14 protein-coding genes are annotated in these 13090 nt (G+C 70.5%); 10 read left to right on the plus strand and 4 right to left on the minus strand.

Going from position 1 to position 13090, the window contains the following annotated elements:
* Positions 1–66 precede the first annotated feature (66 nt).
* Positions 67–1503: a metalloprotease TldD gene (gene tldD / locus ACO057_RS09005; RefSeq protein WP_421990794.1), complete on the plus strand. Its 1437-nt coding sequence runs from the start codon at positions 67–69 to the stop codon at positions 1501–1503.
* 55 nt (positions 1504–1558) lie between these two features.
* Here tldD and ACO057_RS09010 read toward each other — a convergent pair whose 3' ends face one another.
* On the minus strand, positions 1559–2275 hold the full coding sequence (locus ACO057_RS09010; RefSeq protein ID WP_421990796.1) for an SDR family oxidoreductase: 717 nt from the start codon (positions 2273–2275) through the stop codon (positions 1559–1561).
* 143 nt (positions 2276–2418) lie between these two features.
* On the opposite strand from ACO057_RS09010, the gene ACO057_RS09015 reads away from it, so the two are divergent.
* The 5 genes from ACO057_RS09015 to ACO057_RS09035 all read left to right on the plus strand — a co-directional run bounded on the left by ACO057_RS09015 (position 2419) and on the right by ACO057_RS09035 (position 6521).
* On the plus strand, positions 2419–3102 hold the full coding sequence (locus ACO057_RS09015; RefSeq protein WP_421990798.1) for a lysophospholipid acyltransferase family protein: 684 nt from the start codon (positions 2419–2421) through the stop codon (positions 3100–3102).
* On the plus strand, positions 3099–4364 hold the full coding sequence (locus ACO057_RS09020) for a 3-deoxy-D-manno-octulosonic acid transferase (RefSeq protein WP_421990800.1): 1266 nt from the start codon (positions 3099–3101) through the stop codon (positions 4362–4364). Before ACO057_RS09015 ends, ACO057_RS09020 begins: the two co-directional genes overlap by 4 nt.
* Before the next feature lie 66 nt (positions 4365–4430).
* Positions 4431–5378, plus strand: coding sequence for a tetraacyldisaccharide 4'-kinase (lpxK, locus tag ACO057_RS09025; protein ID WP_421990802.1), 948 nt, complete (start codon positions 4431–4433; stop codon positions 5376–5378).
* Positions 5379–5438: 60 nt separating this feature from the next.
* On the plus strand, positions 5439–6314 hold the full coding sequence (locus ACO057_RS09030) for a DMT family transporter (RefSeq protein WP_421990804.1): 876 nt from the start codon (positions 5439–5441) through the stop codon (positions 6312–6314).
* Positions 6315–6347: 33 nt separating this feature from the next.
* Positions 6348–6521, plus strand: coding sequence for a hypothetical protein (locus ACO057_RS09035; protein ID WP_421990806.1), 174 nt, complete (start codon positions 6348–6350; stop codon positions 6519–6521).
* A gap of 83 nt (positions 6522–6604) precedes the next feature.
* Here the strand turns inward: ACO057_RS09035 and ACO057_RS09040 are convergent, their stop codons facing one another.
* A complete protein-coding gene (locus ACO057_RS09040) occupies positions 6605–6991 on the minus strand; it encodes a hypothetical protein (RefSeq protein WP_421990808.1) in 387 nt (128 codons plus the stop codon).
* A 62-nt stretch (positions 6992–7053) separates the two neighbouring features.
* Positions 7054–8232: a GAF domain-containing sensor histidine kinase gene (locus ACO057_RS09045; protein WP_421990810.1), complete on the minus strand. Its 1179-nt coding sequence runs from the start codon at positions 8230–8232 to the stop codon at positions 7054–7056.
* A gap of 123 nt (positions 8233–8355) precedes the next feature.
* Between ACO057_RS09045 and ACO057_RS09050 the strand changes: the two genes are divergently transcribed.
* Genes ACO057_RS09050 through ACO057_RS09065 form a run of 4 tightly spaced genes read left to right on the plus strand, consistent with a single transcriptional unit; the run spans position 8356 to position 11931 of the window.
* On the plus strand, positions 8356–8928 hold the full coding sequence (locus ACO057_RS09050) for a TetR/AcrR family transcriptional regulator (RefSeq protein ID WP_421990812.1): 573 nt from the start codon (positions 8356–8358) through the stop codon (positions 8926–8928).
* A complete protein-coding gene (locus ACO057_RS09055) occupies positions 8925–9977 on the plus strand; it encodes an efflux RND transporter periplasmic adaptor subunit (protein ID WP_421990814.1) in 1053 nt (350 codons plus the stop codon). Before ACO057_RS09050 ends, ACO057_RS09055 begins: the two co-directional genes overlap by 4 nt.
* Positions 9974–11233 carry an ABC transporter permease DevC gene (gene devC, locus ACO057_RS09060; RefSeq protein ID WP_421990816.1) on the plus strand — a complete coding sequence of 420 codons (1260 nt, stop codon included), beginning with the start codon at positions 9974–9976 and terminating at the stop codon, positions 11231–11233. The genes ACO057_RS09055 and devC overlap by 4 nt, the downstream gene beginning before the upstream one ends.
* A complete protein-coding gene (locus ACO057_RS09065) occupies positions 11233–11931 on the plus strand; it encodes an ATP-binding cassette domain-containing protein (RefSeq protein ID WP_421990818.1) in 699 nt (232 codons plus the stop codon). Before devC ends, ACO057_RS09065 begins: the two co-directional genes overlap by 1 nt.
* On the opposite strand, the gene ACO057_RS09070 is transcribed toward ACO057_RS09065, so the two are convergent.
* Complete coding sequence (locus tag ACO057_RS09070) at positions 11925–13088, minus strand: mandelate racemase/muconate lactonizing enzyme family protein (protein WP_421990820.1); 1164 nt, start codon at positions 13086–13088, stop codon at positions 11925–11927. The genes ACO057_RS09065 and ACO057_RS09070 overlap by 7 nt on opposite strands.
* Positions 13089–13090 lie beyond the last annotated feature (2 nt).

Genomic DNA, 13090 nt, shown 5'->3' on the forward strand with positions numbered 1-13090 from the left:
TTGCGGTCATCCCCCCGCGTTCATCCCCCTGGCGCTCACCCCATGCGTCGTGTGATCGGAACTCCCATGCCGCTCGACACCCCTCTCGCCGTCACCGACCGTCTCTTCTACGCGGAGCTCGATCCCGAGGCCGCCAAGCGGCGCCTGCGCGACGCCACCCAGGGCGCCGAGGATGGCGAGCTCTTCTTCGAATACCGCGAGAGCGAGGCGATCAGCCTGGAGGACGGGCGCATCCGTTCCGCCAGCTACGACACCGCGCGCGGCTTCGGCCTGCGCGCCGTGCAGGGCGAGGCGGCGGGCTACGCGCATTCGGGCGAGATCTCCGACGCCGCGCTGGCCCGCGCGGCCGCGACCGTGGGCGCCGTGCGGCAGGGGCGCAGCGGCACGCTGGATGTGGGGCCGCGGGCGACCAACACGCAGCTCTATGAAGCGTCCAATCCGCTGAACGCCATGGGCTTCGCGGAGAAGACCGCGCTGCTGCTGGAGCTCGACGCCTATGCCCGCGCGCTGGATCCGCGCGTCACGCAGGTGATGGCCTCGCTCATGGGCGAGTGGCAGGCCGTGCAGATCCTCCGTCCCGACGGGCTGCGCGTGGCCGATCTGCGGCCGTTGATCCGCTTCAATGTCAGCCTCGTGGTCGAGAAGGATGGCCGGCGCGAGACCGGCAGCTTCGGCACCGGCGGGCGCTTCGCCTATGCGCGCGTGCTGGACGATGGCGGCTGGCAGCGCGGCGTGCAGGAGGCGCTGCGCCAGGCGCTGGTGAACCTCGACAGCGTGGCCAGCCCGGCCGGCGAGACCGAGGTGGTGCTTGGCCCGGGCTGGCCCGGCATCCTGCTGCACGAGGCGATCGGCCATGGCTTGGAGGGCGACTTCAACCGCAAGAAGACCTCGGCCTTCGCGGGCCTTCTGGGCCAGCGTATCGCGGCGCCCGGCGTGACCGTGGTGGATGACGGCACCATCGCCGACCGCCGCGGCAGCCTCACCGTGGACGACGAGGGCACGCCCTCCGGCCGCACCGTGATGATCGAGGACGGCATCCTGCGCGGCTTCATCCAGGACCGTCAGAACGCGCGGCTGATGGGCGTGGCGCCCACCGGCAACGGCCGCCGCCAGAGCTACGCGCACAGCCCCATGCCGCGCATGACGAACACGATCATGCTGGGGGGCGAGGCCTCGCCCGAGGAGATCATCCGCAGCGTCAGGAAGGGCGTCTACGCCGTGAATTTCGGCGGCGGGCAGGTGGACATCACCTCGGGCAAGTTCGTCTTCTCGATGAGCGAGGCCTATATCATCGAGGACGGGAAGATCGGCGCGCCGGTGAAGGGCGCGACGCTGATCGGCAACGGCCCGGATGCGATGACCAAGGTGTCCATGATCGGCAATGACAGCGCCATGGACCCCGGCATCGGCACCTGCGGGAAGAACGGGCAGGGCGTGCCGGTGGGCGTTGGCCAGCCCACGCTCAAGATGACGGGGCTGACCGTGGGCGGGACGAAGATCTGAGGGCATTTCCAGGTCGGGCGGAAACGCCTGACCTGGAAAATGCGCTTCCGACGCCTCAGACCGATCGCGTGATGCCGCCGTCCACGCGGAGATTCTGCCCCGTGATATAGCCGCCGCCTTCGGAGAGCAGGAAGGCGATGGTGGCGGCGATCTCCGCGCTGTGGCCGTAGCGTCCCATGGGGATGCGACCGCGGAACTCCGCCTTTTCCGGCAGGCTGTCGATGAAGCCGGGCAGCACGTTGTTCATGCGGATATTCTCGGCCGCGTAGCGGTCCGCGAAGAGCTTGGTATAGGCCGCGAGCCCCGCGCGGAACACGCCCGAGGTCGGGAAGACCGGGTCCGGCTCGAAGGCCGCGAAGGTCGAGATATTCACGATCGCGCCCGATTTCTGCGCCTGCATGATGGGCGTGACCAGCCGCGTGGGCCGCACCGCGCTGAGGAAATAGACATCCATCCCGCGATGCCAGTCCTCGTCGGTGAGCTCCAGCACCGGCGCGCGCGGGCCGTGCCCGGCGCTGTTCACCAGCGCGTCGATCCGCCCCCAGCGCGCCATGGTCAGGTCCACGAGCCGCTTCAGGTCGTCGTTGGACTGGTTGGAGCCGGTGATGCCGAGGCCGCCCAGCTCGGCCGCCAGGGCCTCGCCCTTGCCGGAGGAGGACAGGATCGCCACGCGATATCCGTCCGCCGCCAGCCGCCTGGCCGTGGCGGCGCCCATGCCGCTGCCGCCCGCCGTCACGATCGCCACCTTCTCGGTCGCCAACTCTTCGGTCATTGGAATTCTCCCTCTTTCCAGCAACCTCGCAGCCGGAAAGCCGCGCGGCAAGCGCCGGCGCGCATCTCCCCCGCGACGGCCCGCACTTGCATCCCGCGCCCCGCTGTGCGACCGCGCAAAGTGAAAATGCCCGACCGATCCGCATGCTGCGCCGGCTGACGCGCCATCCCACCTTCCAGGCCTGCGCTGCGCATCTGCTGGGGCTCTACCTCGCCCTGGTCTATCGCACGACGCGCTGGACGCTGGTCGGCGGCGAGCACATCGATGCCGCCTTCGCCGCGCATGGCACGGTGATCGCCGCCTTCTGGCACGAGAATCTTCCCATCATGCCGAAGCTCTGGAAGCTCGGCCAGGCGCGGGCGAGGCTCGGCACCGGGCATGTCCTGGTCTCGCGCCACCGCGACGGACGCTTCATCGGCGCGGTGGTGAACCGCTTCGACCTGACGATGGTGCATGCCTCTTCCTCCAAGGGCGGAGCGGCGGGGATGCTCGCGCTGATGCGCCTGCTGCGCGGCGGGGCCTTCGTCGGCATCACGCCCGACGGCCCGCGCGGCCCGCGCCGCCAGGCCGCGCCGGGCGTGGCGCAGCTCGCGGCCATGAGCGGCAAGCCGGTGCTTCCCGTCGCCGGCCGCACCTCGCGCGGCATCCCGCTGCGCAGCTGGGACCGCATGGTGATCCCGCTGCCCTTCGCCCGCGGCGTGCTGGTGGTCGGCGCCCCCATCCTCGTCGCACGCGACGGCACTGAAGCTTCCCTGGCCGGCATCTCCGCCGCCCTGGATGCCGCCTGCGACGCCGCCGACGCCGCCATCGGACTGCCGCGCGCATGAGCCGGATCTGGCGCGCGGCCGCGACTCTGGCCGCCCCGCTGCTGCGCTGGAACCTCCAGCGCCGGGTGCGGCGGGGCAAGGAGGAGGCCGGCCGCCTGCCCGAGCGCGAGGGCTTCGGCGCCGCGCGGCCCGAGGGCCGCCTGCTCTGGCTGCATGCCGCCAGCGTGGGCGAGACCCTGGCCATCCTGCCCTTGCTCGACGCGCTGGTGGCCCGCGATCCCGCGCTGAACCTCCTCGTCACCACCGGCACCCTGACCTCGGCGCAGCTGCTGCCGCAGCGGCTCTCGCCCGAGCTCGCCGCCCGGGTGATCCACCGCTACGTCCCGCTCGACGTGCCGGCCTGGATCGACCGTTTCCTGGAGGGCTGGCGTCCCGACGCCGTCTGCCTGGTGGAGAGCGAGCTCTGGCCCAACCTGCTCGGCGCCTGCGCCGCGCGGGGCATCCCGATGGCGCTGCTCAATGCGCGCATCTCGGCGCAGTCCTTTCGGCGCTGGCGGAATTTCGGGCCGCGGCTGATCCGCCAGCTGCTGGGCCGCTTCGCGATGATCGTGCCGCGTTCGGCCGAGGATGCGGCGCGGCTGATGGCCCTCGGCGCCCCGCGCCTCGCCCCCGTGGGCGACCTGAAGCTGGCCGCCGCGCCCCTGCCGGCCGATCCCGCGAAGCTGGCCGAGCTGCGGGCGGCCATCGGCCGGCGCCCGGTGCTGTTCGCCGCCAGCACCCATCCGGGCGAGGATGCGATCATCCTTGCCGCCGCGCGCCAACTGGCGCCGCGCTTCCCGCAACTGCTGACCATCATCGCCCCCCGCCACCCCGATCGCGGCGCCGAGATCGCGGCGATGGCGCAAGCGCCCCGGCGCGGCGAGGGCGCGCTCCCCGGCCCCGGCGCGGCTTACATCGCGGACACGATCGGCGAGCTGGGGCTGTTCTACCGGCTGGCCTCGATGGCGGTCATCGGCGGCAGCCTGGTGCGGCATGGCGGCCAGAATCCGCTGGAGGCCGCGCGGCTGGGCTGCCCCGTGATCCTCGGGCCGAACATGCAGAACTTCACCGACACCACCGCCGCGCTGCTGGCCACCGGGGGGGCGCTTCAGCTCCCCGATGCGGCCGCGCTGGCGGGGGCCGTTTCCGATATGCTATCCCATCCGGAGAGGGCTGCCGGCCTCGTGGCCGGCGCGTCCCGTGTTGTTTCCGCCGCCACCGACCTGCCGGGCCGGATGGCGGTCGCGCTTCTGGGCCTGCTGTCGGGTCGGACAGCCGGATAGCTGAGAGAAGAGGACGCCAGCATCAGTATCAAAGCGCCCGATTTCTGGGGACGCCAGGGGGGAATCATGCCCCTGTTGCTGTCGCCCGTGGCCGCGATCTATGCGGGCGCGACCGCGCGCCGCATGGCCCGCCCCGGCTTTGCCGCGCCGATCCCGGTGATCTGCTGCGGCTCCGTCACGGCCGGCGGCGCCGGCAAGACGACGCTGACCATCGACCTCGGCCGGCGCCTGGCGGCCCGTGGCGTCGCGAGCCATTTCCTGCTGCGCGGCTATGGCGGCAGTGTGAAGGGCCCCGTGCGCGTCGAGCCCGGCAAGCATGGCAGCGAGGCGGTGGGCGACGAGGCCCTGCTGCTCGCGGCCCTCGCCCCGACCTGGGTGAGCGCCGACCGCGCCGAGGGCGCGAAATGCGCGGTGGAGGCCGGCGCCGGCGCGATTGTCATGGATGACGGGCTGCAGAACCCGACGCTGCGCAAGACCATCTCGCTGCTGACGATCGACGGCAGCACCGGCTTCGGCAATGGCCGCGTGATCCCGGCTGGTCCGCTGCGCGAGAGCGTCGCCACGGCCGCCGCGCGCTGCGGCGCGGCCGTGCTCATCGGCCAGGACGACACCGGCGCGCTCGCCATGCTGCCGCGGGATCTGCCCGTGCTGCGCGCCGCCCTGGTCTCCGGCCCCGAGATGGCGGAGCTGTCCGGCCAGAACGTCTTCGCCTTCTGCGGCATCGCGAACCCGCGCAAGTTCTTCACCACGCTGCGCCTCGGCGGGGCGGTGGTGGCGGGCAGCGAGGCCTTCGCCGACCACTATCCCTTCGATGCGGGCGACATGAGCGCGCTGCTGGCCCAGGCCGAGCGGCTGGGCGCCATCCCGGTGACGACGCGCAAGGACTGGGTGCGCATCCCGCCCGAGTTCCAGACCAGGGTCCGCGTGGTGAGCGTCACGCTGCAATGGGAAGATCCGAGCCAGATCGACGCGCTGCTGGACCGCGCGATGGCCTCCGAGGTCGTGGACGCCTGATCGCGGATTGCGGAGCAAGTTCCGGATTGTCCGTGGCGTGATCGCCTGTAATCAGGCCCCATGACGACACCCACGATGAATTCCCGCGCCTGGGCGATGCTGCTGGCGCTGGCCCTGCTCTGGGGCGGCTCCTTCTTCTTCGTGGGCGTGGCGGTGCGCGAATGGCCGCCGGTCGCGATCGTGCTGGCGCGGGTGGGGTTGGCGGCGGCGGCCCTGTGGGTCGTCGTGGCCGTCATGGCCCTGCCGGTGCGGCGCGACGGCGTGGCGCTGCGGGCGCATCTCGGCATGGGCGTGCTGAACAATGGCATCCCCTTTCTGCTGATCGTCTGGGCGCAGGGAAGCCTGCCCTCGGGCGCGGCCTCGATCCTGAATGCCACCACGCCGCTCTGGGGCGTCGCCGTCGCGCATGTCTCGGGGGTCGAGCGCGCGAGCTGGAACCGGGCGGCCGGCGTGGCGGTGGGCTTCCTGGGCGTGGCCTGGATGGTGGGGGCGGATCTGCTGGCTTCGCCGCTGCCGGCGGTGCTGGCGATGCTCGCGGCGACCTTCAGCTACGCGCTGGCGGGGCTGTGGGGGCGGCGGTTCCGGGCGCTGGAGATTCCGCCGCTGGTGGCCTCGGCGGGGCAGACCACGTCTTCGACGCTGCTGCTGTTGCCGGCGCTGTTCTGGGTATCGGCGCCGATGCCGGGGACGGGGACGATCCTGGCCCTGGTCGGGCTGGCGCTGCTGTCCACGGCACTGGCCTATGTTCTCTACTTTCGGCTGCTTGCTTTGGCCGGGCCGGTGAACCTGCTGCTGGTGACGCTGGTCATCCCGGCCTTCGCGATCCTGCTCGGCGCGGCCGCGCTGGGCGAGCGGCTGGGCACCCAGCATCTGGTCGGGATGGGGATGATCGCGGCGGGGCTGGCCTTGATCGACGGGCGCCTGCTCCGGAGGTGATCACCGATCGAGGTTCACAGGACGGGGGCGCCTGTGCATCCCGATTCCGAAGCGCAGAGCCGCGTGGGTCCGGATGTCCGCGACCGACCGCCGGAATTCGGCGCGATGGCCGGGATGCGCACGCGGATGATCGATCGGGCGGTGTGGCTCTGGGTCATGAACCCGCTTGCCATATCCCCGCGCGTGACGGGCTTCGTGCAGGCGTAGAGACGGGTGCAGGACCTGACGAGGGTCCGCATGGAGTAGCCGGAGAACGGGAGCGGGGGGCAACTCCCCCCGCTCGCCCGCGCCTATCGCGTCAGGCGCTGCGCCGCCATCGGCAGCACGACATTGCCGTCCGTGCAGGCATTCACCCGCCGCCGCTCCTCGGCCACGCCGCCCTGATAGACCACGCGCACGTCATACATGCAGTCGCCGGGGGGAAGCTGGAACTCGCGATTGCCGCCGGCCTGGATCACCTCGTTCGCGCCCAGGCGGTCCTGGCCCCAGCTATTCTGCGAGGTCAGCGAGGCGAAGACGTTGTTCACGATGTTGGAGGTGCTGTTCTCCAGGCGGATCGTCGGATTGCCGCCCGGCGCGGGGGCGGGCCCGCCGGGGGCGTTCTTCTGGGCGAAGGCCGGCGCGGTGGTGGCCAGGGCCAGGCCCAGGATCATCAGGGTGGCGGTACGACGGATCATGTGGCTCTCCTCATGGAAATATTTTCCGAAGCATACAAAGACTCCGATCCCGCGCAAAGTTGCTAGGGAAGAAATTGGGCGGGCATGCGGAAGGTGAAGACGGTCTCTTCGGCGCTCGACCGCGCCTCGATCGTGCCGTCATGCGCGCGGGCGATCTCGGCGGCGATGTAGAGGCCCAGGCCCAGGCCCTTCTCGTTGGTGTCGCCGCGGGAGAAGGGCTGGAACAGCCGTTCCAGCTTCTCCGCGGGAATCTCAAGGCCCGCATTGGCCACGGAGATTTCCAGCTGGTCCTGGGCGATGCGCGCAAGGGCGCGGACCGGGCCGTCCTGGGCGCCGTGGCTCAGCGCATTGCCGAGCAGGTTCGAGAAGAGCTGCGCGACGCGCCGCGTGTCGCAGCGCAGGCCCTCGGGAAGATCGATGGTCGCGCTGATCTCGCGCTCCGGCTCGGCCGTCCGCAATTCGGCGACCACCTGGTTCAGCAGCGGCGCCAGCGGCTCGGCGGGCTGCGGCGCGAGGGAAATGCCGCCCGAAAGCCGGCCGCGGGCGAAGTCCAGCACATTATCGATCAGCCCGGTCATTCGCGTGATGCTGGATTGCATCATGTCGATGATCTGGACGGAGACGGCATCCGGTTCGCGACTCAGCAGCAGCCGCGAGCCGGAGGCGATGGCGGCGAGCGGATTGCGCAGGTCATGGCCGAGGACGGCGATGAACTCCTCGCGCTCCTGCGCCGTTTCGCGCTCGTCGGCCAGGGCGGCGGCGGTCTCGGCCACGCGGCGATGGGCATCGAGATGGAAGGCGATCAGCTCGGCGAAGAGCTTGAACATCCCGATCACCTCCGGTGTCTTCAGCCGGTTCGGGCGCGGGTCGATCGCGCAGAGCGTGCCGAAGAAGGTCCCGTCGGCCAGGGTGATCGGCATCGAGATATAGCTCTGGAAGCCGTAGAGGCGGGGCGTGTGGTGATCCCGGTAGTCCGGATCCTCGGCCACATGGTCGATGACCACGGCCTCGGGCAGGGCGCGAATCTCGCTGCAGATGGTGGTTCCGACCGACAGCTCGCCGCCGACCCCCAGGCCGAAGGCGATGTCGTCGCGCACGGCGCAGGCGATCCACCGATCCTCCGTGACCCGCGCGACAGCGGCAAAGCCCATCCCGGTTGTGCGACAGACCACGTCCAGAAGCGTTGGAACCGCGGGGATCGCAACGACAGAGGCGATATCCCGTTCGAAATCATAAAGCATGGGGAAGAGTTAGGCGCGGCCCGGGCGGGTGTCACCTTTTCCGTGGTCAGACGGAATCTCTCCAACCGTCCAGCCGGTACAGCAAATCTTGAAAAAACCGTCCGGACGGTATAGTTGAGGGGCATGCCCGACACCGTACCTCCCGTCGTCGCCGACGCCCGCACCCGCATCCTCGACGCCGCCGAGCACATCGTGCAGGCCAAGGGCGTCGCCGGCCTGACGCTGGACGCCGCCGCGCGGCAGGCCGGGGTTTCCAAGGGCGGGCTGCTCTATCACTTCGCCTCCAAGCAGGCGCTGCTGATCGGGCTGCTGACGCGGCTCTCCGATTCGATCGAGGCCGATTTCCAGGGCGTGCTGGCGCTGCAGCCGCCGGGCAGGGGGCGCATCGCCCGCGCCATGCTGGCCTGGACCTTCGACCATCCCGAATCTGTCTGCGAGCAGCATGAGCGCGCCGCCGGCATCTTCCTCGCCGCCTTCCACCAGGATCGGGCGCTGCTCGACCCCATCCGCCGCGTCTTCGACCGGGTCCGCAGCGGCATGCACGCGGAGGGGCTCCCGCCCGGCCATGCCCTGGCGGTCTCGGCGGCCTGCGACGGGCTCTTCATGTCGCGCGTCTTCGAGATGTACGAGCTCTCCGCCGACGAACTGAAGGCGCTGCGCGCCGCGCTCGAGACCCTCATCGGAGACGTCGCATGAAGCGCTGGATCCTGGGCATCGCCGCGCTGGCCGTGGTGGGCGCCGGCGGATGGATCGTGTGGCACGACAAGGCGCCGCCGCCCGCCCCCGTTGCTACCGTGCCCGCGCCGCCGCCGGGCGTGGGGGCGCTGGGCCGCATCGAGCCCGCCTCGCGCGTGCGCAAGCTGAACCAGCCCGGCGGCATGGCCGTGACGCGGCTGGAGCGGCTGCTGGTCCAGGAGGGCGACGAGGTGCGCGCCGGCCAGGTGCTCGCCGAATTCGCCGATGCCACGATGAAGGACGCGACCGTCGCGCAGAACCGCGCGACCGTGGCCGAGCAGCGCAGCGCGCTTCAACGCACGCGCGAGGCCGGGCGCGCCAGCGAGATCGACGCGCAGCGCGCCCGCATCGCGGGCCTCGTCGCGCAGGAGGAGATCGCCCGGCGCGACGCCAGCCGCACGAACCGCCTGGTGCCCTCGGGCGCGGGCTCCGAGGCCGTGGCCGAGCGCAACCGCTTCATGGTCACGCGTCTTTCCGCCGAGCGCGAGCAGGCGGAGGCCGATCTCGTCACGCTCTCCACCGCGCGGGTGGAGGACGTGCAGCTGGCCGAGGCGCGCCTTGCCGCGGCCGAGGCCGCCCTGGCCAAGGCCGAGGCGGATGCCCGGCTCTCGCGCGTCGTGGCGCCCGTGGATGGCACCATCCTCACCATCTATGCGCGCCCCGGCGATCAGGTGGGCAGCGACGGGCTGATGGAGATGGCCGACCTCACGCGGCTCGACGTGGTGGCCGATGTCTTCGAGACCGACCTGTCGCGGTTGCGCCCCGGCGCGCTGGCCGAGGTGGTGATCCCTGGCGAGAACCGGCGCGTCCGCGCGACCCTGCGCGAGATCGGCTGGCAGGTGCGGCGCACGACGCAGGCCGGCACCGATCCCATCGCCGCGGTGGACAGCCGCACGGTGGAGGTGCGGCTGACGCTCTCCGACGAGGGCGTGGCGCTGCTGCGACGGCGCACGAACATGCAGGTGCAGGTCGCGATCCGCGTCGGCGACGTGCCGGTGGCCGGGCGATGAACGAGCTCGCCGCCGCCCCCAAGCTCCTGCCCTGGGCGCCCGAGCACAATGGCGAGCCCGCGCCGCCCGCGGTCAGGCCCAAGCCCTCGCTGGTGGAGCTGATCCGCCTGCCGCTGCGCCTGGCCTGGCGGCAGCTTCGCGCCGAGAAATCGCGGCTGCTCGCGGCGATGGCCGGCGTGATGTTCGCCTGCGTGCTGGTCTTCATGCAGCTCGGCTTCCGCGGCGCGCTCTTCGACAGCGCGACGAATCTTCTCGGCGCCATGCGCGCGGATATCTTCCTCGTGCATCCCATGACGGATGCGAGCTTCCGGCCCGAGCCGATGCCGCGCGCGCGCGCCTATCAGACACTCGCCGATCCCGATGTGGAGATCGCGGTGCCGGTCTATCTCTCGCAGAGCACCTGGCGGAATCCCGAGACGGGGCGGCGGCGCGCGGTGCAGCTGATCGGCCTGGATGCGGGCGCGGGCGCGGTGAGTTTTCCGGGGCTGGGCGCGGGGCTCATGGAGGCCTTGCAGCGGCCGGATACGGTGGCCTTCGACAGCCGCTCGCGGCCCGAGTTCGGCCCGGTCGGGCGGCTCTTCGCCGAGCGCGGGAATTTCGACGTGCAGCTCGGCACGCGGCGGATGGAGCTCGTCGGCATCGTCGAGATCGGGCCGAGCTTCGGCGCCGACGGCAATGTGGTGATGAGCGAGACGAACTTCCGGCGCATCACGCAGCGGGCCGCCTCGAACACCGACCTCGTCGCGCTGAAGCTGCGCGAGGGCGCGGACCCCATCGCCGTGCGCGCCCGGCTGCAGGCGCTGCTGCCGGCCGACGTGATGGTGATGACGCATGCCCAGCTCGTCGCGCATGAGCGCGCCTATTGGGAGAACGGCACGCCCATCGGCTTCATCTTCGTCTTCGGCAGCCTGATGGGCCTCGTGGTCGGGATGGTGATCGTCTACCAGATCCTCTTCTCCGACATCGCGAGCCACATCGCGGAATACGCGACGCTGAAGGCGATGGGCTATTCCAACGGCTATCTCGCGCGGGTGGTGATGAGCTCGGCGCTGATCCTCGCCGTCATCGGATTCATTCCCGGATTCGGGCTGTCCTGGTTCCTCTACGACCTGGTGGGCAAGGCGACCTTCCTGCCGCTCGACATGAGTCCGCAGCGCGCGCTGACGGTGTTCGGCATGATCTTCGGCATGTGCGCGATCGCGGGCATCCTGGCGGTGCGCAAGCTGCGCGACGCCAATCCGGCGGATATGTTCTGATGCAGAAGATGCCCGTCGAACTGAAGGACATCACCTTCGCCTATGGCGCGGGCGAGCTGCGCCGCACGGTGCTGCGCGAGGTGGACCTCTCCATCGCGCCCGGCGAGATCGTGCTGCTCACCGGCCCCTCCGGCTCGGGCAAGACGACGCTGCTCACCCTCATCGGCGCGCTGCGCTCCATGCAGGAGGGATCGGCGCGGGTGTTGGGGCAGGAGCTGTCGGGCGCGTCGGAAAGCGAGCGCGTGCGGCTGCGCCGGCGCATCGGCTTCATCTTCCAGAACCACAACCTGCTGGGCTTCCTCACCGCGCGGCAGAATGTCGCCATGTCGATGGAGCTCGACAGCGGGATGACCGAGGCGCAGCGCATGACGCGCGCGGGCGAGATGCTCGACGCCGTGGGCCTCGGCGGCCATGCGGAGAAGCCGCCGGCGCAGCTCTCGGGCGGGCAGCGGCAGCGCGTGGCCGTCGCGCGCGCTCTGGCGGGCGATCCGGGCCTGATCCTCGCGGACGAGCCGACCGCCGCGCTCGACAGGGTGAGCGGGCAGGAGGTGGTGCATCTGCTGCGCGACCTCGCCAAGGGACGCGGCGTGCCGATCCTGCTGGTGACGCATGATCCGCGCATCCTGGACATCGCCGACCGGATCGTGGCGATGGAGGATGGGCGGATCGTGCAAGCGGTGTCCGAGGCCGCTCACTGATCCACGATGAAGCCGTCGAAATGCGGCCGCATGCTGATCGGCTTCACCACGGGCGGGCGAATCTTCTGCGCGTCCGGCAGCAGCGCCATGCCGAGGCCGGGGCGCGAGGGAATGTCCACGAAACCGTTCTTCGCCTCGGGCACCTCATCCACCACGTCGTGGCCGAGATGCTTCATGGTGGATTGGAACTGGCCGGATTCGAAGCCCGTCGCGTATTCCTGGATCGCGAAATTCGGGATCGCCGCGGCGAGCTGAAGGCACGCCGCCAGGCCGATCGGCGAGAGCGGGTTGTGCGGCACCACCATCACCTGATGCGCCTCGGCGATCGCCGCGACCTTCTTCCCGCCCGTGATGCCGCCGCAGAGGCAGAGGTCCACCCGTGCATACTCCACGCCGCCGCGCGCCATCAGCGCCTGGAATTCGTAGATGGTCGAGAAGCGTTCGCCCGTCGCGATGGGCACATGCGTCTTCTCCGCGACGCGCGCCATCGCGTCCGGGCCTTCGGGGCGGATGGGATCCTCGATGAACATCGGGTGGAATTCCTCGATGCCGCGCGAGAAGACGATGGCCTCGGCCACGGTCAGCCGGCGATGCACCTCGATGAGCAGGTCCACGCGATCGCCGACGACCTCGCGCATGCGGCGCGTGTTGTCGATCGCGTCGCGCATCTTCTTCACATGCGTCTTGAAGTAGATCTGGTCGTTGCCCTCGTCGAGGAAGGGATTGAGGTGGCCGAAGGCGTTGAAGCCGGCCTCCATCTTGCGCTGGCATTCCTCCAGCATGCGCTCGATCGTCTTCTCGTAGATGTGCCCGTAGATGCGCGCCTTCTTGCGCGCGGCGCCGCCGAGCAGGTCGTAGATCGGCACGCCCAGCGCCTGGCCCTTGATGTCCCATAGCGCGATGTCGATGGCCGAGATCGCCGCGTTGATCGCGAGGCCCTGGAAGTAGCTGAAGCGATGCATGACGTTCCAGTGATGCTCGATGTCGCCGGCCTCCTTGCCGACGAGATACTCGCCGAAGCGGCTGATCGCCGTCGCCGCCGCCTGGATATGCCCCCAGATGCCGGCTTCGCCGACGCCGACGAGGCCCTGGTCCGTCTCGATCTGCACATACATGAACTGGCCGACGTGCAGCGGCTCGACCCGGGTGATCTTCATGA

The sequence above is a fragment of the Roseococcus sp. genome, from assembly GCF_965227005.1.
Classification (GTDB): Bacteria; Pseudomonadota; Alphaproteobacteria; order Acetobacterales; family Acetobacteraceae; genus Roseococcus.